This window comes from Achromobacter sp. 1014246743, assembly GCF_059760725.1.
The window spans coordinates 45636-69635 of sequence record NZ_JCBANA010000007.1; the positions used below are offsets into that span (position 1 = coordinate 45636).

Below are 24000 nucleotides of genomic sequence, written 5' to 3' on the forward strand. Positions count from 1 at the left end.
TGTGGTCAAAACGGATGGATCTGACTGCGGTACTGAGCTGCGACAAGCGCGGCCCGCTATGGCGCGGCCGCGGGACTGCTGCCGCATTACTGGGGAAATCGTTCAGCCAGCCACGCGGGCGCCGCATGCGTCGCCAGGCGCGGCCCGGCTTGCAGCAAGGCGTTGGACAGGTCCCGCTGCACCAGGGCAGGCAAGCCGCGCACGATGGCCATCAGGGGTTCCAGCGATACGCCGGTGTCCACGCCCATGCAGGCGAACATGTGCACCAGTTCTTCGGTGTTGACGTTGCCGCTGGCGCCCGGCGCGTAGGGGCATCCGCCCAGGCCGCCGGCCGCCGCATCGAAACGGGTGATGCCGGTTTGCCAGGCGGCCATGGCGTTGGCCAAGGCCATGCCGCGCGTGTTGTGCAGGTGCACGGTCAGCGCTACGCCGGGCAGGCGCGCGGATGCCTGTTCGCACAGCGCGGCCACTTGCGTCGGAAAGGCCATGCCGGTGGTGTCGCACAGCGTGATGCCGGCGGCGCCCGCATCCACCAGGCGCGCGGCCAGGTCCAGCACCTGATCGGCCGCAACGTCGCCGTCGAACGGACAGCCGAAGGCGGTGGACAAGGATACGTTGCACGGTGTGCCGGTCTGCGCCGCCGCGACCAGCACCTGTGACAGTTCGGCATAGGACTGGTCGCGCGTCATGCGCAGGTTGGCGCGGTTGTGGGTTTCGCTGCACGACATGACGAGGTTCATCTCGTCAGTGCCGGCTTCCAGCGCGCGTTCCAGCCCGCGGATGTTGGGCACCAGCGCGGTGTAGATCACGCCGGGCTGGCGGCGGATGCGGCGCATGACGTCGGCGGCGTCGGCCAGGGCGGGAATGGCCTTGGGCGAGGTGAAGCTGGTGACTTCGATGCGTGCGAAACCACAGTCGGACAGGGCGTCGACCAGGGCGACCTTGTCGTCGGTGGCGACCAGGGCTTTTTCGATCTGCAGGCCGTCGCGGGGGCCGACTTCGTTGATTGCTATCTTGGCGGGGCCGGCGTTCATGCGATGACTCCCTTGGCGCGCAGCGCGGCGCGTTGTGCATCCGTCAGGCCCGCCTGCGCCAGCACGGTGTCGGTGTGTTCGCCCAGGGTGGGCGCGCGCTCGCGCACCGCGCCGGGATGGGACGACAGGCAGGGAAAGACGGCCGGCATTTCCACGGCGACGCCGGCCGCGGATTCGACGGTGGTGATGGCGTTGCGGGCACGGTAGTGTGGATCGGCAGCGATGTCGGCCACGGAATAGATGCGGCCGGCAGGCACGTCGGCTTCGCGCATGGCTGCCAGCACGTCGTCGATGTGGCGGGTGTGCGTCCAGGCACCGATGGCCGCGTCGATCTCGGCGACGCGCCGGGCGCGGCCGTCGTTGTGCGCCAGGTCCGGGTCCTGGCCCAGGTCGTTGCGGCCGATGCGGGCCATCAGGCGGGTGTAGATGGCGTCGCCATTGCCGGCGATGAGCACATAGCCATCTGAGCAGGGATAGGCGTTGGACGGCGCGATGCCGGGCAGCGCGGCCCCGGCAGGTTCGCGCACGGCGCCGAACACGGAGTATTCCGGCAACAGGCTTTCGCTGAGGTTGAACAGGCTTTCGTACAGGGCGGCGTCGATCACCTGCCCCACGCCGCCGCGCGCATCGCGCTGGTACAGCGCCAGCATCACGCCCAACGCGCCGTGCAGGCCGGCGATGGTGTCGCCCAGCGACAGGCCGGCGCGCACCGGGGCGCGGCCGGGTTCGCCGTTCAGGTAGCGCAGGCCGGCCATGGCTTCGCCGATGGCGGCAAAGCCGGGTTCGCGCGCCTTGGGGCCGGTCTGGCCGTAGCCCGAGATGCGCAGCATGATCAGGCGGGGGTTCAATTCATGCAGGGCTTCCCACGACAAGCCCCATTTTTCCAGGGTGCCGGGGCGGAAGTTCTCGATCAGCACGTCGGCCTGCCGGGCCAGCAAGCGCACGATGTCCTGGCCTTCTTGCTGGCGCAGGTCCACGCAGACCGACTGCTTGTTGCGAGACTGCGCTTCCCACCATACGGACGTGCCTTCATGCAGCAAACGCCATTTGCGCAGCGGGTCGCCCTGCCCCGGCGGCTCGATCTTGATGACCTGCGCGCCAAAGTCCGCCAGCGTCTTGGCGGCGAACGGCCCTGCTATCAGTTGGCCCAGCTCCAGCACGCGGATGCCGGCAAGAATCTGCCCTGCCATTTCGCCTCCCTGGCGACACTCGATATCAATGGACGGCAGTGTGCGCGCAAAGCGGCGCCGGGCGGAATGGACAATCGGGGAAAGGGGCATTCCCGGAACGAGAAACCCCGGGCAAACCCGCAACCGCAGGAATCAGCTGTCGCTGCGCAGATGCGCCAGCAGCAGGCGGGCCGCCACGGTCAGCGTGTCGGCATCGCGCACGCCCAGCAGCAGCCAGCGGCGCGCCCACTCGTCGGTCAGGGGAATCAGCTTGATCGGCATCGAGCGCGCATGCGGCTCGGCGGCGATGCGCGGCAGGATGCCCACGCCGCGGGTGGCCGACACCATGCGGCAGATGGCATCGAAGCTGCGCACCTGGATGCGCAGGCGGATCGCCCGGCCCAGGCGCCCGCTTTCGTCGGCCAGGCGCGTGGCCAGGGACGTGGCGGGCGGCAGGCCGACATAGTCGTAGGCCAGCGTGTCGGCAAAGGCTACCTGGGGTTCACCGGCCAGCGGGTGACGCTGCGGCACGATCAGCACCAGTTCATCCAGGCGATAGGGAAAGGTGGCCAGGCCGTCGGCCGGAGTGCGATCGGCGAACACGCCGATATCGGCGCGGTTTTCCAGCACGGCAGTAACGATGTCGCTGCTGTTCTGCTCTTCCAGGTCGATGCGCACGGCCGGATGGCCGTCCATGAAGGCGGCAAGGTCTTCGGGCAGGAATTGCGTCAGTGACGAGGTATTGGCGGCGATGCGCACCTGGCCGCGCACGCCCTGGGCAAAGTCGGACAGCGCGCCGGCCATCTGTTCCACTTCCTGCAGCACGCGCAGCGCATGGACCAGGCAGGCCTGGCCGGCGTCGGTCAGTTCCACCCCGGCGGCGTTGCGGTACAGCAGCGCGGTGCCCAGCGCGGCCTCCAGGTCGGAAATCCGCTTGCTGGCCGCGCCCACGGCAAGATGCGATTGGCGCGCCCCGGCCGAAATGCTGCCCTGGCGTGCCACGGACACAAACAAGGAAAGCGTGACGAGGTCGAAGCGGGCAACATTCATGGGAAGCAAGCGGGGCGGCATCCGCCCTGTAGAAAGCCAGGCAGGGAACTATAGCCTCATCGCCGGGGCGATCCGCGACAAATATGTCCCTATTTTAATCCCCCCTGGCAGGGACGGCCGGCCTGGGCTGCCACTACAATTCGCCCCATGACTACGAACAAGCCCGCGGACACCCCCGCGAACAACTCCGCGACCACGCCTGTGAACACCCCCGCAACACCCGCCGGCGACGCCGCCGCCGCGCCCATTTCCCCGGAAACGCAGGCCGCGCTGGCCAGCACGCCGCACGCGCCGAACAGCCCCGGCGCCACCCACATCCGCAGCTTCGTGCACCGCCGCGGCCACATCACCCAGGGCCAGCTGGCCGCGCTGGAGCGCTTGATGGGCCAATGGTCCATTCCGTACGCGCCGCGCCGCCTGGACCCCGCCGCCGCCTTTGGCCGCGCGGCGCCGACGGTGCTGGAAATCGGCTTTGGCATGGGCGAGACCACCGAGAAGATCGCGCTGGCCCGCCCTGGCGACAATTTCCTGGGCGTGGAAGTGTTCAATGCCGGTGTGGGCTCGCTGCTGCGCCGCATCGAAGACTCCAGCATCCCGAACCTGCGCATCATCCAGCACGATGCCGTCGAGGTCGTGCGCGACATGATTGCGCCCGATTCCCTGGCCGGCGTGCACATCTATTTCCCCGACCCCTGGCCCAAGAAGCGCCACCACAAGCGCCGCCTGGTGCAGCCGCCGTTCATCGCGCTGCTGGCCAGCCGCATCGCCCCCGGCGGCTACATCCATTGCGCCACCGACTGGGAAGAATACGCGGTGCAGATGCTGGACGTGCTGGGCAACGAGCCCCTGCTGCAAAACACCGCGGACGGCTACGCGCCGCGCCCGGACTACCGCCCCCTGACCAAATTCGAGACACGCGGCCTGCGCCTGGGCCACGGCGTCTGGGACCTGATCTTCAAGCGAGTCGCCTGATGCTCTATCCGTCGATTGAACCCTACCGCCACGGCTTCCTGGATACCGGCGACGGCCACCAGGTCTATTGGGAACTCTGCGGCAATCCGCAGGGCAAGCCGGCGGTGTTCCTGCATGGCGGCCCGGGCAGCGGCTGCTCGCCGGTGCATCGCCAGCTGTTCGACCCGCAGCGCTACAACGTGCTGCTGTTCGATCAGCGCGGTTGCGGCCGGTCGACCCCGCACGCCAGCCTGGACAACAACACCACCTGGCACCTGGTCGCCGATATCGAACGCCTGCGCGCCGAAGTGATGGGCGCCGACAAGTGGCTGGTGTTCGGCGGATCGTGGGGCTCGACCCTGTCGCTGGCGTATGCCGAGACGCATCCGGACCATGTCAGTGAACTGGTGCTGCGCGGCATTTTCGCGTTGCGCCGCGCCGAGATCGACTGGTTCTACCAGGAAGGCGCGTCGTGGCTGTTTCCCGACCGCTGGGAAGAGTACCTGGCGCCCATCCCCGAAGCCGAGCGCGGCGACCTGGTCGCGGCGTATCACAAGCGCCTGACGGGTTCGGACTCCGCCGAGCAGTTGCGCGCGGCCAAGGCCTGGAGCAAGTGGGAAGACAGCACCATCACGCTGCTGCCCAGCCCGCGGCACCAGCAAAGCCACGCCGCCGACCGCGCCGCCCTGGCCTTCGCCCGCATCGAGAACCACTATTTCGTCAACGCCGGCTTCATGGAAGAAGGCCAGCTGATCCGCGATGCGCACAAGCTGCACGGCATTCCCGGCACCATCGTGCAGGGCCGCTACGACACCTGCACGCCCATGCGCACCGCCTGGGACCTGCACCGCGCGTGGCCGCAAGCCGACTTCCACATCGTGCCCGACGCGGGCCATGCCTTTGACGAACCCGGCACGCTGGCGCGCTTGATCGCGACCACCGACGCCTACGCAAAACGCTAAGGAGACCCGCATGCACATCACCCTGAACGGCGACGCCCGCGAGTTCCCGCTGGACACCACGGTGAACGAACTGCTCGAAACCCTGGGCTACGCCGGCAAGCGCGTGGCGGTGGAACGCAACGGCGAGATCGTCCCCAAGAGCCAGCACGGCCAGACCGCGCTGGCCGACGGCGACCAGATCGAGATCGTGGTGGCGGTGGGCGGGGGCTGAACGCGCCGCGCCCCGCGTCCTCCCGCATCGTGAGCCGCAGCCCTTCGTCCCGCCAGCCCTCCCAGGGCCAGGCCGACGCGCCCCCACAGTTCCGCGCGCAATTCGACAGCCGCCTCATGCCGGATGCGGCGGATATCTGGCGCACGCTGGTGCGCCCCTACGTCGACCTGCAGATCGAATCCGATCCACGGGACTTCCGCGGCGAGATGAGCGGCACGCACCTGGGCGACAGCCTGATCAGCCACAGCACCTGCTCGGCCACCATGCGCCATCGGCGCACCCCGCTGGATGTTCGGCGCAGCCACGTCGATCACTTGCTGGTCCAGCTGTTCGTGGCGGGGGGAACCCGGGGCGATTACGGAAAACGGCAGGTCCATGCAGAGACGGGCTCGATCGGCCTGCTTGACCTGGGGCAGACGATGGACAGCCGCACCACGACGTTTTCCACCATCACCCTGACTATCCCGCGCGACCGCCTGCCGACTGCGCTGCGTAGCCATGGCCTGCACGGCGCGACGCTGGACCGCAGCCAGGGCGCGACGCATTTGTTGGCGTCGCACCTGTCGCAGCTGATGCAAAGCGCGCCGCTGCTGACTCGCGCAGAAATGGCGGCGTCCGTCAATGCCGCGTTGGTCCTGTTGGGCGGCAGCCTGTCGAAGCTGCGCGACGACCATGGCGAAGCGCGCCAGGCGGTACGCGACGGCATGCATCGATTGATCCGCCGCCACATTGAACGCCACCTCGATTCGGATCAACTGTCGCCGGAGCGAATCGCGGCAGAAATGGGCATCTCGCGATCGGGCCTGTACCGCCTGTTCCTGGAAGACGGCGGTGTCTCCGCCTACGTCCAGGGACGCCGGCTGGACAAGTGCTTTGACGAATTGCTGCTGGCGACAGGGCAGCGCATCGGCATCGCCGAACTCGCCTACCGCTATGGATTCTCCAGCGAAAGCGCATTCAGCCGCGCCTTCCGGCTTCGATTCGGGGCGAGCCCCCGCGAAGTTCGCGCCAACGCCCGTCAAGCCAGGCACGACGCATCCGCCACCCACCCGCCGCCCACCGATGCCGCGCTGATCCAGAGCTGGCTGGCGGGCATCCAGCGCGCGCCCACTGTCGCCTCACGCTAGCCGCCCCCAAGCTCATCGGACTGCCAGCCCCATCGGGCCCGCGGCCGCCCCATGGGACATCTGGCCTGCCGCTTGGGACGCAAGGTATGGTTTTCGGGGACGGTGCGTGCAGTAAAAGCAAGACGAATCTCGGAACATTGTCCGTTTTCAGTTTGCGGACATCCGAATGCCCCTGCCCTATCGCGCCTCCTGGAAAGACGCTGCGTCCGCCTGGACGACAGCCTTGGCAACCGACCCGCCCGGCGCCCCCTCCACCCGCCCTGCAGCCGCCCCCCACCCCGGCGTGCGCGCGGGCGGCCCGCGACCGCTGTCTCTGTTGGCCCTCATGGCCGCCGTCTGCTGGGGGGGACTGCCAGGCGCGCAAGCACAGCAGATCACCCATGGCGGCGGCCATGGCGCCGGTGCCGGCGGCAGCATCAGCGGCCTGGGCGGCATTGCCGGTGGCGGTGGAGGAGGCGGATTCGCCGGGAAAGGCGGCGATGCGGCGCAAACCCCCGACGCCGCGCTCAACGCGGGCAATGGCGCGGGTGTGACGGGAGGCCTCGGCGGCGCAGGCCTGGCGGGCGGGGGAGGCGGCGCCGCCGGGGGGGCCGGAGATGCTTCCGGCATCGGTGGCGGCGGCGGCACGGGCAGTGTCAGCGACATGGACACCGGCGGCCTGGCGGTGGACCAGATCGGAACCCCCGGCAGCAACGGCGGTGGTGCCATGCTGGCCCCGGGCGGTGGCGGCGGGGGAGGCGGATTGGTCCTGACCCGTGCCGACGTGGACTTGTCCACACTCGGCCGCCGGGTCAGGGGAGGCAACGGCGGCAACGGCGGCCCTGGCGACCTCACATTCTATGGCGCCGGCGGTGGCGGCGGCGCGGCACTGGTGCTGACCCAGGGGGGCCGCGTGACGATCAATGGCGGCAGTGCCGTCATCGGTGGCAATGGCGGCCGGAACCCCAGCTTGAGCGGCGGCGGCGGTGATGGCGGTGCAGGCGTGTTTCTGTACGCCGGCGGCACGCTGCTCGTGGACGACGGCAGCATCCGCGGCGGCGACGGCGGTGGCGGGTACACGTCTGCCGGTGCGGCGGGCGCGGGCGTTCTCAGCAACCAGGGAACGATCGTCAATCGCGCCACGATCACCGGCGGCACGAGTGGCATGACCATCGGCCAAGGCAGGACTGGCGGGGCGGGCGTGCAAGCCTGGGGCGGCTCGATCCAGAACCTGGCGGGCGCCACGATTACGGGCGGGTACGGCAGCATGCTCTACGGCGCCCCTGCCAGCGGCGTGGCGGGTACCGGCGGCGCGGGAATCCTGTTCAACAGTGGCCAGCCAGCAAGCCTGTTCAATGCCGGCACGATCCAGGCGGGGGCCGGCGGCACGCCGATTCTCGGCCAGGGTACGCATGGCGATGGCGGCGTGGGAGTCTACGGCGCCGCGTCCGGCAATACCTCGATCGTCAACGCAGGCACGATCGCGGGCGGCTTGAAGGGCGACGGGTTGACCCGCGCCCGCGCCATCGTGCTTTCCGGCAGCAACAACCGGCTGGAACTGTGGCAGGGGTCTACCTTGCTGGGAGGGGTGCAGGTGGCCAGCGGCGGCGCCAACAACACGTTGGCGCTGGGAGGCTCGCTCAATGGCACCTTCGACCTGTCGCAGATGGGTCCAAGCCAGGCCTACCGTGGCTTTGATCGTTTCGACAAATCGGGCACCAGCATCTGGACGGTAACGGGAAGCGGCGGTCATACCGGTGATACGACGATTTCCGCCGGCACGCTGGTGCTGGGCACAACGGACGTGGCCGCCTCCATGGCGGGCCCGATTCATACCCGCGCCCGACTGGAGATCGTCAACGTCGACAGCAGCAATCTCGGCAACATCGCCGTCGCCGATGGTGTGGGCTCGGCCTACTTCTATGGCACCGCCAACCCGGGCAACGCGCAGATCGTCAACGGCAATCTGATGGGCTTCTATGAGAGCAGCTCGGCGGGCCAGGCAACCCTCCACAACAAAGGCCATCTGCAGTTCATTACCCATAGCTCGGCCGGCAATGCCACGCTCTACAACGACTCCCGCGTGGTCTTCTACGGCAACGCCAACGGCGGCAACGCGGCCTTCATCAATGGCGCCAGCGGCGTCGTCGACTTCGGCTACAGCGCCGGCCCGGACGGGACTGGAAAGCTGTCGGCCGGAAGCATCGCCGGCGACGGGAAGTTCTACCTCGGCGGCAACGAGCTGACGGTGGGCGGCAATGACACGTCGTCTGTGGTCACGGGCATCATTGCCGACAAAGGCGACAGCGGCAGGACCGGCGGGGCGTTGACCAAGACCGGCGCCGGCACGCTGACGCTGGCGGGCAAGAACACCTATACCGGTGCGACGACCGTCCTGAGCGGTGTGCTGGCCGCGGGATCCGAGGATGCGTTCGGGTCGCACAGCGCACTGAAAGTGGCAAGCGGCGGCGTATTCGATATCGGCGGCTACAACGTGAGCGTCGGGGCGCTTTCCGGCAATGGAAGAGTCACCAACCTGGGAAATGGCACCCGTACGTTGACGGTGGACAGCGGCCAGGACTCGACCTTCGGCGGCGTCCTGTCGGACTCTTCCTCGGCGACGCTGTCGTTGACCAAACGCGGCAACGGCACGCTGATACTGACGGGGTCCAACAACTATGCCGGCAGCCTGCGGGGCGAGCGCGGTCATACCTCCATCTACGGCGGCACGCTGCAATTTGGCGATGGCGTGTCGACCGGCGTCAATAACCTGGGTGGCGATGTCTTCGTGCGCGAAAACGGGGTGTTGTCGATCCAAGGCCCCACGACCGTCAACGTCGCCAACAACGTCAATCTGATTGCCAATTCCGGCGTCGGTGCCGGGCTGTCGATTGGCGCGAATGCAAACGGCCCGTCCCTCACGGCGGACCGCCTGATCATCGACAACGGCGCCACACTGAACCTCAGCAGCATCAGCGGCCCCCTGGAGCACGACAAAGTACTGATCGACACACGGATCGAGATCCAGGGCAATTTCACCACGGTGAACATCGGCGGCTACACGGGCGCGGTGGACTACCTGTCGCTTTCGGCCCGCAAATCGGCCAATGACATGCAATATCTGGCCACCTACGGACTGAATTGGGTCGCCCGCAGCAATCTTGCGCACGGCACCTTCACCCTGGCCGACGCCGGCAACCATTTCACCATCGGCACGGCGCTGACCGACCAGTCCGCCAATGCCGCCACCGGCTGGAACGGGCGGTCCCTGACCAAGGCGGGCGCAGGCACGCTGGTCCTGACGGGCAACAACACCTATTCCGGTGGCACCCACATCGCCAGCGGCACGTTGCAGGTGGGTGACGGCGGCAGCAGCGGCGCCATCGCGGGAGACGTCGTCACGCAAGGCACGCTGGCCTTCAATCGCGGCGATACGTTCACATTCAGCGGCAACATTTCCGGCAATGGCGCCGTGCGCCAGATGGGGGCTGGCACCACCATCCTGGCCGGCACCAACCGCTACACCGGCGGCACAACCATCGACAGCGGCATCCTGCGCGCCGGCAACGTCGGCGCGTTCGCCGCCGGGACCGCCTACACCATCAATGGAGGCATGCTGGATCTCAACGATTACGACCTGACCGTCTCGTCGTTGGCGGGCAACGGCGGGCAGGTGGCGCTGGGCCGCGCGGCGCTGACGGTCGACCAAGTGGCCGACACGGCCTATGCCGGTGCTTTCCTGGGCTCGGGCACCCTCATCAAACGCGGCAGCGGCACCCTGACGCTGACCGGCGCGCGGGCACCGAACCTGAGGATTGCCGATGGGAAAATGGTGACGACAGCCGAGCGCCTGGGCGGCAATGCCACGATCGATGCCGGCGCAACCCTGGCCTTGGAGCAAACCGGCAACGCCTCCTATGACGGCTTGCTGGCCGGTGCAGGTCGTATGCAGAAAAGCGGATTCGGCAAGCTGGAACTGACCGGCGATTCCTCGGGGTTCGCCGGCGTCACCGACGTCACGGCGGGCACGCTGGCGGTGAACGGCAAGCTCGGCGGCGCCCTGACCGTTGATGCCGCGGCCCGCCTTCAGGGCACGGGTACGGTGGGCAACACGCGGATCAACGGCACGGTGGCACCGGGCAACTCGATCGGCGTGCTGAATGTCTCGGGCAACCTGGTCTTAGGTCCCGGCGCTCTCTACGAGGTCGAGGTGGATCCATCGGGCGCATCAGACAGGATCGTCACATCCGGCAGCGCCATCCTGGAGGGCAGCGCCGTCCAGGTCCTGGGCGGGCAGGGCACTTATCTGCCGTCCCGGCGCTACACGATCCTGACGGCCGACGGTGGCCTCACCGGCGCTTTCAGCGGTGTCACCTCGAACCTGGCCTTCCTGTCGCCCACCCTGGGCTATGACGCCAGCCACGTCTATCTGACCATGACCCGCAACCAGGTCGGCTTCCAGAGCATTGGCGTCACGCGCAATCAGAGGGCGGCCGGCGCAGCCGTCGACAGCCTCGGGCAAGGCAACCCGCTCTATGGAGCGGTGCTCAGCCTGTCCGCTCCCCAGGCGCAAGCGGCATTCGACCAATTCTCGGGCGAGGCCTACGCCTCGATCAGGACGGCCTTGATCGAGGACAGCCGCTATCTGCGCGAGGCGATCAATGACCGGCTTCGCAGTGCCTTCGATGATGCAGGGCAGGCGGGTGCCGCCAGTATCGGGGCGACCGAAGGCCAGCCGCGACCGGCGAAGGCCAATGCCGAGCGCGCGGCGCTGTGGGGACAGGCTTTCGGCGCCTGGGCGCAAACGCAAGGCAACGACAATGCCGCGCGGCTGTCCCGTTCCAATGGCGGTTTTCTGGCCGGCGCCGATGCACCGGTATCGCGGCACTGGCGGCTGGGCGTATTGGCGGGCTACAGCCGCACCCGCTTCAATGTGAAAGACCGCAGCACATCGGGGTCCAGCGACAACTACCACCTTGGCGTGTATGCCGGCGCAAATTGGGACCACGTCGTCCTGCGTAGCGGCGCCAGCCACACCTGGCATGACCTGTCGGCCCGTCGCGATATCAATAGCCCGAGCTTCGCCGACCGGCTCACGAACGACTACCGTGCCGGCACCTCGCAGCTATACGGGGAACTGGGCTACCGGTCCCGCGTCGGCCCCGCCACCATCGAGCCCTTCGTCAATATGGCCTGGGTGAAGCTGCACACCCGGGGCTTCACCGAACAGGGGGGCGCGGCCGCCCTCACCGGCCGGCGTGCCGACACCCACGCCGCGTTCACCACGCTCGGGCTGCGGGCGGCATCCACGTTCGATACCCGGGGCGCGCCCCTGACGATCCGAGGCATGGCCGGATGGCGCCATGCCTTCGGACCCGGGGCGCCGGCGGCGACGATGCGCTTTGCCGATGGCGGCGACGCCTACTCCGTCAGCGGCCTTCCCCTGGCTCGAAATACCGCGGTGCTCGAAGCCGGACTCGACTATGCGGCGACCTCGAACACGGTTGTGGGCCTGGCCTACAACGGTCAGGCAGGATCCGGCCTGAGCGACCATGGCGTCAGGGCGACGTTCAACCTGAAGTTCTAGCCGGCCCCCTTCTCTCCGGCCCCCATGCCCCTTGTCAGGGCCCGGATCGTCCCTTTGCACGGTTGCGGCCAACTGGCACGCATTCTTGCGTAACCTGACGCGGGGCTAGCAACCTGTTACACGTTAACCCCTCGTCTCGGGCCGACAGAGGGGGTCATAATCGTCGTTGCTGGCGTTGTCGTCGTACGGTTGTCGTGTTGTTGTTCTAGCGTTGCACATTGCCCCATGGGCACAGGAGGCATCATGAACACCGCGGTCATCATTAACCTCATCATCCAGCTTGTCGCCGGCGCAGCCGGGGGCAATGGCCTGGGCAAGATGCTCCAGCAATTCACGCTGGGGCCCCTGGGCAACACGATCGCAGGCGCGATCGGCGGCCTGGCAGGCGGGTCCTGGCTGGCCCCGATGATCACCGCCGGCGCCGGCGCCATGGCGGCGGGCAACAGCGGCATGGATCTTTCCGCCATTGCCAGCAGCGTGTTCGGCGGCGGCGTGGGCGGGGCGGTCCTGACGCTTATTGCCGGCGCCGTGCGCAAGATGCTTGCCGGCCGCGCGTCCTGACAGCACGTTCTCTCTTTCTCACCGCAACATAGATAAAGGAAACACTATGGGTCTGCTCAATTTCATCAAGGATGTTGGGGAAAAGCTCTTCGGCGCCAGCGAAGCCAAGGCGGCAACGGCGGACGAACTGAAGAAAGAACTGGATAAGCACGGCCTGAACGCCGACGGCCTGCAGATCACCGTGGACGGCGACAAGGTCACGGTGGCGGGCGAAGCCGCCAGCACCGAAGCCGCCGAGAAGATCTCGCTGGCGCTGGGCAATACCGTCGGCGTGGCCGCGGTGGACAACCAGCTGAAGGTGAAGCAAGCCACCCCCGAAGCCAAGATGTACACGGTGCAAAAGGGCGACAACCTGTGGAAGATCGCCGAAGCGCAGTACGGCAAGGGCCAGGGCGCAAAGAACACCCTGATCTTCGAGGCCAACAAGCCGATGCTGACCAGCCCCGACAAGATCTACCCGGGCCAGGTGCTGCGCATTCCGCCCCTGTCGTAAATCAGAACAGCGAACAAGCCGGCTGCGCCTTTGCAGTGGTCGGCTTGTACATCGCGGCGCAGAACCCCCTGACTGCCGCGATCATTTGGCCAGACGCAACGTCTGGCCATTTTTTTGAGCCATCAGCCCTTCATGAAGCGGCCCATGCCCTTCATGCCGCCCATGGCGCGCATCATCTTGGCCATGCCGCCCTTTTTCATCTGCTTCATCATGCCCTGCATCTGCTCGAACTGAGCCAGAAGCCGGTTGACCTCTTGCACGGGCACGCCCGACCCCGCGGCGATGCGGCGCTTGCGCGAAGCCTTGATGAGTTCGGGCTTGGCCCGTTCGGCGGCGGTCATGGAATTGAGGATGCCTTCGGTGCGGCGCAACTGCTTTTCGGCCTGGCCGCCCTGCAACTGACCGGCGGCCTGCTGGAACTGGGCCGGCAGCTTTTCCAGCAGCGAGCCCATGTCGCCCAGCTTTTTCACCTGGCCGAGCTGGTCGCGGAAGTCGTTCAGGTCGAACTTGTTGCCCGACTTGATCTTGGCCGCGAGCTTCTGGGCTTCGGCGATGTCGATGTTCTTCTGCGCCTGCTCGACCAGGGAGACGATGTCGCCCATGCCCAGCACGCGCTGTGCCATGCGCTCGGGGTAGAAGGGTTCAAGCCCGTCCAGCTTTTCCGAGACGCCGACGAACTTGAGCGGCTTGCCGGTGACGTGGCGCACCGACAGGGCCGCGCCGCCGCGGGCGTCGCCGTCCAGCTTGGTGAGCACCACGCCGGTCAGCGGCAGGGCCTCGGCAAAGGCGCGGGCGGTGTTGACCGCGTCCTGGCCTTGCATGGCGTCGACCACGAACAGCGTTTCGATCGGCTTGACCAGGTCATGCAGGGCGCGGATTTCGCGCATCATGGCTTCGTCGATGCCCAGGCGGCCGGCCGTGTCCAGGATCAGGACGTCGTAGTGGTGGCGGCGGGCATGGTCGACCGCGTTGCGGGCGATGTCTTCGGGCTTCTGGCTGGGGTCGGACGGCAGGAAATCGACGCCGACCTGGGCCGCGACGCTTTTCAACTGGTCGATAGCGGCCGGACGATAGACGTCGGCGGACACCACCAGGACCTTTTTCTTGCCGGTCTTGCGGCCATGCTGGGTGTGCTGGCCTTCGGACAGCCAGCGGGCCAGCTTGCCGGTGGTGGTGGTTTTACCGGCGCCCTGCAGGCCGGCCATCAGGATGACGGCGGGCGGCTGCACGGCCAGCGACAGCTCGCCGGAATCGGCGCCCAGGTCGCCCCCCATGAGGGCGGTCAGTTCCTTGTGGACCACGCCCACCAGGGCCTGGCCGGGGCTGAGGCTGCCGGCGACTTCTTCGCCCAGCGCCTTTTCCTTGACCCGGGCGACGAATTCGCGCACCACGGGCAGCGCCACGTCGGCCTCAAGCAATGCCATGCGCACTTCGCGCAGCATCTCTTGCGTGTTGGCCTCGGTCAGGCGGGCTTCGCCGCGCAGCGTCTTGACGACGCGCGAAAGGCGTTGAGTTAGGTTATCGAGCATGAGAGGCGTTTCCGCTTAAACTAGCTGATTGAACGGTGGCCGCAGGCGCGGATTCTGCGCTTTCCGGTGGTATGCACCCCAAGGCCCCATCCAGACAACGGTTTCTATGTCACTAGGCATTGTATTTCACACAGCGGCTGCCTTGGCGTACGCAGTGCTGGGAGGCTCTCTTTGGGTCCGCCTGGCCGGCGCCGGGGAAGTCGAGCACACGGGCAAAATCGCCCGGGCGTGCCTGCTGGGGGCCCTGGTTTTGCATGGAATCGGGCTGCAACAATCCATGCTGGGGGCCCCCCACCTGTTCATAGGGTGGGCACTGGCGCTGTCCGCCGCCGTATGGCTGGGCCTGGTGGTGTTCTGGCTGGAAAGCCTGCTGGTGCGCATCGACGGCCTGCAATTGCTGCTGTTGCCCGCAGCCACCCTGGCCAGCGGCCTGGCGGCCCTGTTTCCCCAGGGGCAGTTCGTGCCCCATGCCGACAACCCCTGGCTGCGCGTCCACCTGCTGATCGCCCTGGCGGCCTACGGCCTGATCACCATCGCCGCCCTGCACGCCATGATGATGGCGCTGCTCGACCGCCATCTGCACCGCCCCCTGGACGCCCCCGCCGAACGCAGCATCATCGGCCGGGTGCTCGATTCCCAGCCGCCGCTGCTGGTGCAGGAACAACTGCTGTTCCGCATCATCTGGATCGGTTTCGTGGTGCTGACGCTGGCCGTGGGGTCGGGGTCGGTGGCGTCCATGAAGCTGACCGGCATGATCCTGCCGTTCGACCATAAAACGGTGTTCACCCTGCTGTCCTGGCTGACCTTCGGGGTGCTGCTGGCCGGACGCCACATCTGGGGCTGGCGCGGCCGCGTGGCCCTGCGCTGGACCCTGACGGGTTTCGGGTTCCTTATCCTGGCCTATACCGGCAGCCGGTTTGTGCTGGAAGTCATTCTGCATCGAGGCTGACGTGGGCAAGTTGCTGTTCTGGATCGTCATCATCATCCTGGTGCTGTTCGTGGCCCGCATCGCCGGCCGCATGGCCGCCGCCCGCCAGACCCCACCCCCAGGCGCCAAACCCCGCCCCACGGCCGGCCAACCCGCCCCCAGCGCCCCCGAAGCCATGGTCCGCTGCGCCCACTGCGGCATCCACCTGCCGCGCTAGGAAGCGCTGTTGCAGGGTGGGCAGACCTGGTGCAGCCAGGAACACGCCCGGTTGGGGCCGGCAGCGAAATAGGACGGAAGGGGCTGGTTGGGGTCTGTGTGTCCGGTTTAAATGGCTTAAACTGGTCATCTACGCGGAGCAATACATGGGCACAAGCGTGCTAATCCCCACACCCTCGACTTGCAGCACCGAGGAAAGTGCGGTCGACTACGACCGATGGTTTCGCGCGCAGGTAGAAGCTAGCTTGGCTGATACACGGCCCAGCATCCCTCACGATCAAGTCATGGCCGAAATGGACGACATCATCGCCCGGGCCGAACGCCGCGCCAGCATTTCCACCGCTCCAGCGTCCAAGGTGTAGCGGGCAATCGCGCCGCCGCACTCTGCTTGCCTCTCCCCCTGATTCATGCTGCCGATCGTGTGGCGCGCTCGCGCGCGCGATGATCTTGCCAAGATCATCATGTATATCGCCGAAAAGAATCCTCCAGCCGCTCGCCGGCTGCATGCAACCATCCAGGCTTCTGTGCAGCCTGTCGCCAGACATCCCTATGTTTTCAAGGGCGGACGCGTGACGAACACTCGTGAGATCGTGGTGCGCCCGAATTACGTCGTGGTCTACCGTGTAACTGCGTCTGCGGTAGAAGTCCTCAACGTCCTACATGCACGTCAGAAATATCGATAATTCAGCACAAACATCCATCGATTCTGCCGTTCGCGCCGCGCAGGCATAATGCATGTTGGATACAACATGCATGCTTCCTTCCCATGGCCCTGCTTCTGGATCGACATGGCTGGCTGGCGCCGGCCCCTGGTGTTTCCCGCCTGCCCTCTCCCAACCGCGATGCGCGCCCGCCGGGCGCGCAGGTGTCGCTGCTGGTGCTGCACAACATCAGCCTGCCCCCGGGGCAGTTCGGCGGCCCCGAGGTTGCCGGGCTGTTCCTGAATACGCTGGACTACGCCTCGCACCCCTGGCTGGAACGGTTGCGCGGCCTGCGGGTGTCGGCGCACTTTTTCATCCGGCGGGACGGCCGCATCGTGCAGTTCGTGTCCACCGACGCACGCGCCTGGCATGCCGGCGTGTCCACGTTCGCAGGGCGCGAGCGTTGCAACGATTTTTCGATCGGCATCGAGCTGGAGGGCACGGACACCCTGCCCTACACTGACGAGCAATACGTGGCGCTGCGCAAGCTGACACCGGTGCTGCGCACGCGCTATCCCCTGGCGGCCGCCTGGGGCCACGAGCACATCGCCCCGGGCCGCAAGACCGACCCGGGGCCCGCATTCAACTGGACGCGCTTTTCGCGCGACAGCGGCTTTGCGCGGCGGCAATTGCCGCCCGCCTGACCCTTACAAGGATTCGTTATGTTGAAGATCTGGGGACGCCTGACTTCCGTCAACGTGCAGAAAGTCATGCTGGCGGTGCGCGAACTGGCGCTGCCGCACACATTCATCCAGGCGGGCGGCCCGTTCGGCGTGGTCGACACGCCGGACTACGCCAAGATCAATCCCAACCGCACCGTGCCCGCCATCGACGACGGCGGCTTCGTGCTGTGGGAATCGAATGCCATCGTGCGCTACCTGGCCTCGCGTTACGGCGCCGGCACGCTGTGGCCTGAAGACGCCTGCATGCGGGCCGATTCCGACCGCTGGATGGATTGGCAGACGACCGAATGGCAAGGCGCCATGGGCCCGGCCTTCCTGGGCCTGATCCGCACGCCCGAAGACAAGCGCGACCGCGCCGCCATCGACCTGTCGGTCACGCGCAGCAACGCCCGCGCCCAGATCCTGGACCAGGCGCTGCAAGGCCGCGAATTCATCGCCGGCCGCCAGCTGACCATCGGCGACATCGCCCTGGTCTGTTCGGCGCATCGCTGGCTGGCCCTGCCCATCGAACGCCCGGACACGCCCGCCCTGTCGGCCTGGTACCGCCGCGTGATGATGCGCCCCGCGCCGCAGGGCGTGCTGACGCTGCCGCTGGAATAAGCCCGCTTATTCCACCCAGGGCGTCTTGGCCCAGATGGCCCGCAGGCGGGTGTCGTCGCCTTTCAGGCGCTCTTGCCATTGCGGGCCGTCCAGGTAGTCCATCTCGGTGAACTGCTGCTTCATCTGGGCCTGGAATTCCGGGTTGGCGGCGACGTTGCCCAAGGCCTTGCGCAGCTTGTCGGCCACGTCCGCCGGCAGGCCCTTGGGCGCCACGATGCCGCGTTCGGACGCAAACACCAGGTTCACCCCCAATTCCTTGAAGGTCGGCACGTCCGGCCCCAACGGCGATCGTTCGGCGCTGGCCTGCGCCAGCACGCGCATGTTCTTGCCGTGATACGGCATGACTTCGCCCAGGTTCAACCCGCCGATCACCGTATGCCCGCCCAGCACCGAGCTGCGCAGCGGCCCCGCGCCGTTGTAGGGCACGTGGTTCAGCTGGGTACCCGTGAGGTTCTGGAACAGCACCAGGGCCAGGTGATCGTCGGTGCCCACGCCGGTAGAGCCGTAGCTGATGGCGCCGGGCTTGGCTTTTGCCGCGGCGATGAGCGCGTCCAGCGTCTGGTAGGGGCTGTCGGCCGCCACGCTGAAGGCGCTGGGGTCGCGCACCAGGTTCGCCAGGTAGGTGAAATCGCCCGTGGCAAAGCCCGCCTTGCGCTCGATGGGCAGGGACACCAGCCCGGGCATGTTGGTCATCGCCAGCGTATAGCCGTCGGGCTTGGCGCGGGCCACGTACGACAGCGCGATGGCGCTGGAGGCGCCCGGCTTGCTCTGCACCACCACCGTGGCGCCCAGCTCCTTTTCCAGGAACACCGCCAGCGAGCGGGCGGTGAGGTCGGTGCCGCCACCGGGCGCAAAGCCTACGATCAGTTCGATCGGATGATCCGGCCAGGCCCACGCGGGCAACGCGGCGCACAGCCCCGCGACGGCAAGCGCGGCGCGCGCAACGGTCTTGTTCGAAAAAAACATGCTTGTCTCCTGTGGGTTTTTTTGCTTGTGTCTATTTTGTGGGGGGATCGGCCGCCAGGACCTTGCCCGGATTCATCAGGCCCTGCGGATCCAGCGCCTGCTTGATGCGTTGCATCAGCGCCAGTTCCACTGCGCCCTTGTAGCGTTGCAGGTCGTCCACGCGGCGCTGGCCGATGCCCTGTTCGGCGCTGATCGAGCCGCCCGCCTGGTGCACGCGGTCGTGCACCAGGCGCTGGATGTCCGCTTCCCGCCCGCCCGGCGGGGGCAACAGGTTGTAGTGCAGGTTGCCGTCGCCCAGATGGCCGAACACGCGCATCGCAACGCCGGGAAACGCTTCGGCCAATGCCTGGTCGGTGGCCCTCACGAAATCGGGAATGCGCGAGACGGGCAGCGAGATATCGTGTTTGACGCATGCGTCGGCCTGCGCCAACGCCAGCGTGATGCTTTCGCGCAGATGCCAGAAGGCGTCGCTCTGCGCCTGGGATACCGCCACGGCGGCATCGAGCGCCTCACCCGCATCCCACGCTGCTGTCAGCACCGATTCCAGCTGCGCTTGCGCATGCTGTTCGTCTTGGCTGTCGGAGATTTCCAGCAGCGCGCACCAGGCCGTATCTGGCAGCGCCGGAAAAGGCAGGCGCTGCGAGGGAAACGCCCGCACCACATCGTGCAGGCAGGGTGCCGCCATGACTTCGAACGCGGTCAGCGCGGCGCCAAAGCCCGCGCGGGCACGTTGCAGCAGGCGCAGCGCCGCGTGCAGGTCCGGCACGATCATCAAGGCGGTGCGCTGTGCCCGCGGCAACGGAAACAGCTTGAGCACCGCGGCGGTGATGATGCCCAGCGTGCCCTCGCTGCCGATGTACAGGTCGCGCAGGTCGTAGCCGGTGTTGTCCTTGCGCAGGCCGCGCAGCCCGTGCCAGATCTCGCCTTGCGGCGTGACGACTTCCAGGCCCAGCGCCAGGTCGCGCGCATTGCCGTAGCGCAGCACCTGCGTGCCGCCGGCGTTGGTGGCCAGGTTGCCGCCGATGGTGCAGCTGCCTTCCGCCCCCAGCGACAGCGGGAACAGGCGGCCCGCCTGCCGGGCGGCGTCCTGCACCGCCTGCAAGACGCAGCCGGCTTCGACCGTGAGGGTGTCGCCATCCACGTCCACCGCGCGGATGCGATTCATGCGCACGAGCGACAGCACCACGGCGGTGCCGTCCGCGCTCGGCGTGGCGGCGGCCACCTGGCCGGTATTGCCGCCCTGCGGCACCACGGGCACGCCCGCGGCGGCGCACAGGCGCATCACTTGCGCCACCTCGTCGCACGAGCCTGGCCGCAGCACGGCCAGGGCGCGGCCGGTGACGGCCCGGCGCCAGTCGGTCAGGTGGGGCTCGGCATCCGCGCCGGTCAATACCTGGGCCGCGCCCAGGCAGGCGACCAGATCGGCCAGCAGCGTCGCACGCGCCTGCACGCCGGGCGCGGTCATGACTGCCCGTCCCGCGCGGCCACCGGCGTCAGCAGCTTGCCGCTTTCCATGAAGGCCGCCACGTTATCCAGCACCAGTTGCGCCATGGCGGCGCGTGTTTCGAGCGTGGCACTGCCCACGTGGGGCATCAGGGAGACCTGATCCAGATCGGCGAATTCCGTGGCGGGCGTGGGTTCGCGTTCCAGCACGTCCAGGCCGGCGCCGCCCAGTTCGCCCGCGCGCAATGCCGCCAGCGCGGCGGCCTGGTCCACCACGCTGCCGCGCGCGATGTTGACCAGGATGCCCTGCGGGCCGAGCGCGCGGATGACGGCGGCGTCGACCAGATGGCGCGTGGCGGGGCCGCCCACGCAGGCCACCACCAGGAAATCCGCCCACGCGGCCAGGTCCACCAGACGGGCCTCGTAGCGGTAGGGCGCCTGGGGCCGCGGCGTGCGGTTGTGATAGCGCACGTCCATGTCGAACCCCGCCCCCCGCCGCGCGATGGCGTCGCCAATGCGGCCCAGCCCCAGAATGCCAAGCCGCTTGCCGGATACCCGCGTGGTCACCGGAAACTGCCCCAGGGCGCGCCAGTGCCCCCCCTTCACGTAGCGGTCGCCCACCGCCGTGCGGCGCGCGGCGGACAAGAGCAGCGCCCAGGCCAGGTCTGCCACGCAGTCGTCCAGGACATCAGGGGTGACGCTGACGCCGATGCCGCGCCGCGCGGCTGCCTGCAAATCCAGCGTGTCGTGGCCGACGCCCCAGCTGCACACGGCCTGCAAGGCCGGCAGCGCGTCGAACATGGCCTGCGTGAAGCCATGGCGCACCGAGGTGACGGCCAGGCGCAAGCCGCGCAGTTCGTCGCCGAAGGCAGCCAGCCCCTGGGGTTCGCGCCAGGCGGGCAGGACCTGGTAGCGCGACGCCAGTTGCTGGTCGAATGCCGGGCCCAGCGATGCCACCTGGACGATGTCGTAGGCGGCAGTCACGCAGGCGCTCCAGCACGGGCGGGGATGTAGTTCGCGGCAGCGGCGGCTTCGGCGAACGACAGGCCGTCGCGAATGCCTTGTTCCACCCGCGCGTCGGTGTCCTGTGCCTGCTGCGCCGCGGCCAGCACCGCTTCCAGCTGCGCCCGCGGCACGACCACCAGGCCGGTGTCGTCGCCCACCACCAGGTCGCCCTCGGCCACCGTCACGCCGCCGATGGTGACGGGCTCTCCCATGGCTTGCAGGCGCAGGCGCGTCTTGCCCGTCAAGGGCGTGACATGGCGGGCCGCCAGCCACAGGCCGGTGGCTTCGATCTCGTCGACGTCGCGGCAGGCGCCGTCGATCACCACGCCGGTGGCCTCGCGCCTGGATGCGGCCAGCGAGGCAATGCCGCCAAAGGTGGATATGCAGGCGCCGCCCGCGTCCACCATCAGCACGCGGCCGGGGCCGGTGACGGCCACCAGGCGTCCCACCGCGAAATCGGCGCGATCGAAGTCGCCCAGTGCGCCGCTGACGTGGCGGGCCGTGACGGCGAAGCCGGCGATGCGGCCTTGCCCGCCGCGTCGCGGGATGCCCTGCACCACCCCGGCGATGCCCAGGGTATCCAGGGCATCGGCCCAGGTGCTGGTGCCATAGGCGGCGCATCGCGCCAGCAAAGCGTGTTCGGTATTGCTCATCTTGCGGGGTCTCCTGTCGGGACGGCGCGGCGGCCATCTCGGGGGTACGGGCTCAATCGATCTGCGCGCCGGAGAGCTTGACGCCCTCGGCCCAGCGCTGCGCTTCGGCATTGATGAATGACTGGAACTGCTGCGGCGAGCTGTTGTTCACCTCGCCACCCATGTCCTGCAGTTTCTTGGTCATCTCGGGCGTGGCGACGATCTTGGCGACATCGCGGTAGATCTTCTCGCGCAGGTCCGCCGGCATGCTGGCGGGCGCGAACAGCCCGAACCAGGTCGCCGCCTCGAAGCCTTTCATGCCGGCTTCGTCCAGCGTGGGCACCTGGCCGACGGCCTCGACCCGCCGGGGATGCGCCAGCGCAATCGCGCGCAACTTGCCCGACTGGATGTACGGCAGCGCGGCCGACAGGGTCACGAACGCCATCTGCACCTGGCCGCCGATCAGGTCGGTCAGCATCGGCGCGTCGCCGCGGTACGGCACGTGCACCAGCTTCATGCCCGTCTTGGCCTTGAAGAGTTCGCCCGTCAGGTGCTGGGGCGTACCGTTGCCGGTGGAGGCCATGCTCAGGCCCTGCGGCGCGGCCTTGCCGTAGGCGATGAGTTCGGCCAGGTTCTTCACCGGCAGCGACGGCGCGGTCACCAGCACCAGCGGAATCGTCGAGGTCAGCGTCAGCGGCGCGAAGTCCTTGAGCGGGTCGTAGTTCAGCTTCTTGTACAGGCTGGCGCTGATGGTGTGCGCCGCCGTCGTCATGAACAGGGTGTAGCCATCGCCCGGTGCGCGCGCCACGGCTTCGGCCGCCACGGTGGTGCCTGCGCCGGGACGGTTGTTGACGATGACCTGCTGCCCCCAGACGGCAGGCAGTTTCTCGGCGATCAGCCGCGCGATCACATCGGTGGCGCCACCCGGCGGGTACGGCACCACCAGTGTCACCGGCTTGTCGGGAAAGGCCGCGGCCGATGCCACGGCGCTGCCCAACGCGAATCCCAGGGCCAGCAGCGCCCTGCCCATGCTTTTCAGCTTCCTCATTGCCTTGTCTCCTCGTGGTGTGCCGAATCGGCACTTTTGCAGGTGCCCGCGCTCTATGGCGCGGTGCACGGAACTTCACGGGTGCTGCGTGGGCGACACGTCAGCCATCGCCTTGTTGCTCGCGCCAGGCCAGAAGGCGCGCCACGCCCTCGGCCATGCCGACCTTGGGCTGCCAGCCGATGTGCTGGCCCGCCAGGTCGTGCGGAATATGGAACGCGCCGCCCGAGGTCAGGCGCACGGTGCCCGGGGGGTCGGGCTTGATCTCGGGCTGCAGGTCGCTCTTGCAGTAGTCGAGCACCAAGCGCACCAGTTCACCCGTGGTGATGGGCGCGGGGCCGGACACGTTCACGGCCACGTCGGTGGCCGCGCTCTGGAAGGCCGCGACGTTGGCGCGCGCCACATCCGAGACGTGCACGAAGTGCTTGGTGTCGGTGCCATCGCCCGGCAGCACGGGACGTTCGCCCTTGCGCACGCGGTCGTAGGTTTCCATGATGTACAGCGAATTGGCGGCGCGGTAGTGCTGCCGTTCGCCGTACACGGTGGAATAGCGCAGCACCACGTAGTCCAGTCCCGCTTTCTGGTAGTACTGGCGGCACAGCTGTTCGCCCATGATCTTGGACGCGCCGTACAGGATGGCGGCGGGTGGCGCGCCCACGGAATGGAAGGGGCCGTTTTCCACCAGCGCGCCCGCGATGCCCGTGCCATAGCCGTACACCGCGTTGGACGAGGCGAAGACGATCTTCCTGACCTTGTTGACGCGGCAGGCTTCCAGCATGTTCTGCGCGCCGCGCACGTTCACGTCGACCGCCTGCCACGGCGTCTGCGCAAAGCCCAGCGTCATGTAGGCGGCCAGGTGCAGCACGCCGTCCACGCCTTCGGTGGCGGCCAGCAGGTCGGGCAGGCGCATCAGGTCGCCGCGCACCACTTTCACGCGCGGGTTGTCCTGCAGGTGGGCGATGGCTTCGGGCGTGCCGAAGGCGAAATTGTCCAGCAGGATCACCTCGCGCACGCCGGCGGCCAGCAGCGCGTCGGCGGTGTGCGAGCCCACCAGGCTGGCGGCGCCGGCGATCAGGATGCGGGAGTCGGCCAGCGTGAGGGCCGCGCTTTTCTTGTCAGTCGTCATGG

Annotated in this window: 22 protein-coding genes and 1 pseudogene; 13 read left to right on the forward strand and 10 right to left on the reverse strand. The window is 67.9% G+C overall.

Features of this window, described 5'->3' with window-relative positions; all coding sequences use genetic code 11:
- Window positions 1-86: 86 nt before the first annotated feature.
- The 3 genes from AC6LJ2_RS04925 to AC6LJ2_RS04935 all read right to left on the reverse strand — a co-directional run bounded on the left by AC6LJ2_RS04925 (window position 87) and on the right by AC6LJ2_RS04935 (window position 3253).
- On the reverse strand, window positions 87-1034 hold the full coding sequence (locus tag AC6LJ2_RS04925) for a hydroxymethylglutaryl-CoA lyase (RefSeq protein ID WP_498150923.1): 948 nt from the start codon (window positions 1032-1034) through the stop codon (window positions 87-89).
- Window positions 1031-2224, reverse strand: coding sequence for a CaiB/BaiF CoA transferase family protein (locus AC6LJ2_RS04930; RefSeq protein ID WP_498150924.1), 1194 nt, complete (start codon window positions 2222-2224; stop codon window positions 1031-1033). Before AC6LJ2_RS04930 ends, AC6LJ2_RS04925 begins: the two co-directional genes overlap by 4 nt.
- A gap of 132 nt (window positions 2225-2356) precedes the next feature.
- Window positions 2357-3253 carry a LysR family transcriptional regulator gene (locus tag AC6LJ2_RS04935; RefSeq protein WP_025138160.1) on the reverse strand — a complete coding sequence of 299 codons (897 nt, stop codon included), beginning with the start codon at window positions 3251-3253 and terminating at the stop codon, window positions 2357-2359.
- Window positions 3254-3454: 201 nt separating this feature from the next.
- Here AC6LJ2_RS04935 and trmB point away from each other — a divergent pair, with 201 nt between their 5' ends.
- From trmB to lysM, 7 genes are all read left to right on the forward strand, one after another.
- Window positions 3455-4225: a tRNA (guanosine(46)-N7)-methyltransferase TrmB gene (gene trmB / locus AC6LJ2_RS04940; RefSeq protein WP_498150962.1), complete on the forward strand. Its 771-nt coding sequence runs from the start codon at window positions 3455-3457 to the stop codon at window positions 4223-4225.
- Window positions 4225-5166 carry a prolyl aminopeptidase gene (gene pip / locus AC6LJ2_RS04945; RefSeq protein WP_498150925.1) on the forward strand — a complete coding sequence of 314 codons (942 nt, stop codon included), beginning with the start codon at window positions 4225-4227 and terminating at the stop codon, window positions 5164-5166. The genes trmB and pip overlap by 1 nt, the downstream gene beginning before the upstream one ends.
- 10 nt (window positions 5167-5176) lie before the next feature.
- On the forward strand, window positions 5177-5377 hold the full coding sequence (gene thiS / locus AC6LJ2_RS04950) for a sulfur carrier protein ThiS (protein WP_175191777.1): 201 nt from the start codon (window positions 5177-5179) through the stop codon (window positions 5375-5377).
- A 29-nt stretch (window positions 5378-5406) separates the two neighbouring features.
- Window positions 5407-6504 carry a helix-turn-helix domain-containing protein gene (locus AC6LJ2_RS04955; protein WP_498150926.1) on the forward strand — a complete coding sequence of 366 codons (1098 nt, stop codon included), beginning with the start codon at window positions 5407-5409 and terminating at the stop codon, window positions 6502-6504.
- 166 nt (window positions 6505-6670) lie between these two features.
- Window positions 6671-12070 (forward strand): autotransporter domain-containing protein, encoded by a 5400-nt coding sequence (locus AC6LJ2_RS04960; protein WP_498150927.1) that lies wholly within the window; start codon window positions 6671-6673, stop codon window positions 12068-12070.
- A 243-nt stretch (window positions 12071-12313) separates the two neighbouring features.
- Window positions 12314-12631, forward strand: a complete 318-nt coding sequence (locus AC6LJ2_RS04965) for a hypothetical protein (protein ID WP_498150928.1) — start codon at window positions 12314-12316, stop codon at window positions 12629-12631.
- Between the two features lie 46 nt (window positions 12632-12677).
- Window positions 12678-13124, forward strand: coding sequence for a peptidoglycan-binding protein LysM (gene lysM, locus AC6LJ2_RS04970; protein ID WP_199168576.1), 447 nt, complete (start codon window positions 12678-12680; stop codon window positions 13122-13124).
- A 122-nt stretch (window positions 13125-13246) separates the two neighbouring features.
- Here lysM and ffh read toward each other — a convergent pair whose 3' ends face one another.
- Window positions 13247-14653, reverse strand: coding sequence for a signal recognition particle protein (gene ffh, locus AC6LJ2_RS04975; protein ID WP_025138166.1), 1407 nt, complete (start codon window positions 14651-14653; stop codon window positions 13247-13249).
- Window positions 14654-14759: 106 nt separating this feature from the next.
- Here ffh and AC6LJ2_RS04980 point away from each other — a divergent pair, with 106 nt between their 5' ends.
- From AC6LJ2_RS04980 to AC6LJ2_RS05005, 6 genes and pseudogenes are all read left to right on the forward strand, one after another.
- A complete protein-coding gene (locus AC6LJ2_RS04980; RefSeq protein WP_025138167.1) occupies window positions 14760-15602 on the forward strand; it encodes a cytochrome C assembly family protein in 843 nt (280 codons plus the stop codon).
- A gap of 1 nt (window position 15603) precedes the next feature.
- Window positions 15604-15795, forward strand: a pseudogene (locus AC6LJ2_RS04985) (PP0621 family protein); the annotation flags it as partial.
- Between the two features lie 148 nt (window positions 15796-15943).
- A complete protein-coding gene (relB, locus tag AC6LJ2_RS04990; RefSeq protein WP_498150929.1) occupies window positions 15944-16159 on the forward strand; it encodes a type II toxin-antitoxin system RelB family antitoxin in 216 nt (71 codons plus the stop codon).
- Window positions 16160-16204: 45 nt separating this feature from the next.
- Complete coding sequence (locus tag AC6LJ2_RS04995; protein WP_498150930.1) at window positions 16205-16480, forward strand: type II toxin-antitoxin system RelE/ParE family toxin; 276 nt, start codon at window positions 16205-16207, stop codon at window positions 16478-16480.
- A gap of 83 nt (window positions 16481-16563) precedes the next feature.
- On the forward strand, window positions 16564-17142 hold the full coding sequence (gene ampD, locus AC6LJ2_RS05000; protein ID WP_498150931.1) for a 1,6-anhydro-N-acetylmuramyl-L-alanine amidase AmpD: 579 nt from the start codon (window positions 16564-16566) through the stop codon (window positions 17140-17142).
- Window positions 17143-17160: 18 nt separating this feature from the next.
- Entirely contained in the window at window positions 17161-17781 is a 621-nt protein-coding gene (locus tag AC6LJ2_RS05005; RefSeq protein WP_263909341.1) for a glutathione S-transferase family protein, read from the forward strand.
- Between the two features lie 6 nt (window positions 17782-17787).
- Here AC6LJ2_RS05005 and AC6LJ2_RS05010 read toward each other — a convergent pair whose 3' ends face one another.
- From AC6LJ2_RS05010 to AC6LJ2_RS05035, 6 genes are all read right to left on the reverse strand, one after another.
- A complete protein-coding gene (locus AC6LJ2_RS05010; RefSeq protein WP_498150932.1) occupies window positions 17788-18747 on the reverse strand; it encodes a tripartite tricarboxylate transporter substrate binding protein in 960 nt (319 codons plus the stop codon).
- A 31-nt stretch (window positions 18748-18778) separates the two neighbouring features.
- The gene (locus tag AC6LJ2_RS05015) at window positions 18779-20212 is read right to left on the reverse strand and encodes an FAD-binding oxidoreductase (RefSeq protein WP_498150933.1); all 1434 of its coding nucleotides are present in this window, start codon (window positions 20210-20212) and stop codon (window positions 18779-18781) included.
- Window positions 20209-21174, reverse strand: coding sequence for a 2-hydroxyacid dehydrogenase (locus AC6LJ2_RS05020; RefSeq protein WP_498150934.1), 966 nt, complete (start codon window positions 21172-21174; stop codon window positions 20209-20211). Before AC6LJ2_RS05020 ends, AC6LJ2_RS05015 begins: the two co-directional genes overlap by 4 nt.
- Window positions 21171-21848, reverse strand: coding sequence for an RraA family protein (locus AC6LJ2_RS05025; protein ID WP_498150935.1), 678 nt, complete (start codon window positions 21846-21848; stop codon window positions 21171-21173). Before AC6LJ2_RS05025 ends, AC6LJ2_RS05020 begins: the two co-directional genes overlap by 4 nt.
- A 52-nt stretch (window positions 21849-21900) precedes the next feature.
- The gene (locus AC6LJ2_RS05030) at window positions 21901-22875 is read right to left on the reverse strand and encodes a Bug family tripartite tricarboxylate transporter substrate binding protein (protein ID WP_263909331.1); all 975 of its coding nucleotides are present in this window, start codon (window positions 22873-22875) and stop codon (window positions 21901-21903) included.
- A gap of 100 nt (window positions 22876-22975) precedes the next feature.
- Window positions 22976-23998, reverse strand: a complete 1023-nt coding sequence (locus tag AC6LJ2_RS05035) for an NAD-dependent epimerase/dehydratase family protein (protein WP_263909330.1) — start codon at window positions 23996-23998, stop codon at window positions 22976-22978.
- Between the last annotated feature and the right edge of the window lie 2 nt (window positions 23999-24000).

Bases quoted from the DNA above. Each gene is read 5' to 3' on its own strand.
- relB (WP_498150929.1), top strand. From the start codon at position 15,944: ATGGGCACAAGCGTGCTAATCCCCACACCCTCGACTTGCAGCACCGAG.
- AC6LJ2_RS05015 (WP_498150933.1), bottom strand. From the start codon at position 20,212: ATGACCGCGCCCGGCGTGCAGGCGCGTGCGACGCTGCTGGCCGATCTG.
- ampD (WP_498150931.1), top strand. From the start codon at position 16,564: ATGGCCCTGCTTCTGGATCGACATGGCTGGCTGGCGCCGGCCCCTGGT.
- AC6LJ2_RS04995 (WP_498150930.1), top strand. From the start codon at position 16,205: ATGCTGCCGATCGTGTGGCGCGCTCGCGCGCGCGATGATCTTGCCAAG.
- AC6LJ2_RS04980 (WP_025138167.1), top strand. From the start codon at position 14,760: ATGTCACTAGGCATTGTATTTCACACAGCGGCTGCCTTGGCGTACGCA.
- AC6LJ2_RS04960 (WP_498150927.1), top strand. From the start codon at position 6,671: ATGCCCCTGCCCTATCGCGCCTCCTGGAAAGACGCTGCGTCCGCCTGG.
- pip (WP_498150925.1), top strand. From the start codon at position 4,225: ATGCTCTATCCGTCGATTGAACCCTACCGCCACGGCTTCCTGGATACC.
- thiS (WP_175191777.1), top strand. From the start codon at position 5,177: ATGCACATCACCCTGAACGGCGACGCCCGCGAGTTCCCGCTGGACACC.
- AC6LJ2_RS05010 (WP_498150932.1), bottom strand. From the start codon at position 18,747: ATGTTTTTTTCGAACAAGACCGTTGCGCGCGCCGCGCTTGCCGTCGCG.
- AC6LJ2_RS04935 (WP_025138160.1), bottom strand. From the start codon at position 3,253: ATGAATGTTGCCCGCTTCGACCTCGTCACGCTTTCCTTGTTTGTGTCC.
- AC6LJ2_RS05005 (WP_263909341.1), top strand. From the start codon at position 17,161: ATGTTGAAGATCTGGGGACGCCTGACTTCCGTCAACGTGCAGAAAGTC.
- AC6LJ2_RS05030 (WP_263909331.1), bottom strand. From the start codon at position 22,875: ATGAGGAAGCTGAAAAGCATGGGCAGGGCGCTGCTGGCCCTGGGATTC.
- lysM (WP_199168576.1), top strand. From the start codon at position 12,678: ATGGGTCTGCTCAATTTCATCAAGGATGTTGGGGAAAAGCTCTTCGGC.
- AC6LJ2_RS04930 (WP_498150924.1), bottom strand. From the start codon at position 2,224: ATGGCAGGGCAGATTCTTGCCGGCATCCGCGTGCTGGAGCTGGGCCAA.
- AC6LJ2_RS05035 (WP_263909330.1), bottom strand. From the start codon at position 23,998: ATGACGACTGACAAGAAAAGCGCGGCCCTCACGCTGGCCGACTCCCGC.
- AC6LJ2_RS04965 (WP_498150928.1), top strand. From the start codon at position 12,314: ATGAACACCGCGGTCATCATTAACCTCATCATCCAGCTTGTCGCCGGC.
- AC6LJ2_RS05025 (WP_498150935.1), bottom strand. From the start codon at position 21,848: ATGAGCAATACCGAACACGCTTTGCTGGCGCGATGCGCCGCCTATGGC.
- AC6LJ2_RS04925 (WP_498150923.1), bottom strand. From the start codon at position 1,034: ATGAACGCCGGCCCCGCCAAGATAGCAATCAACGAAGTCGGCCCCCGC.
- ffh (WP_025138166.1), bottom strand. From the start codon at position 14,653: ATGCTCGATAACCTAACTCAACGCCTTTCGCGCGTCGTCAAGACGCTG.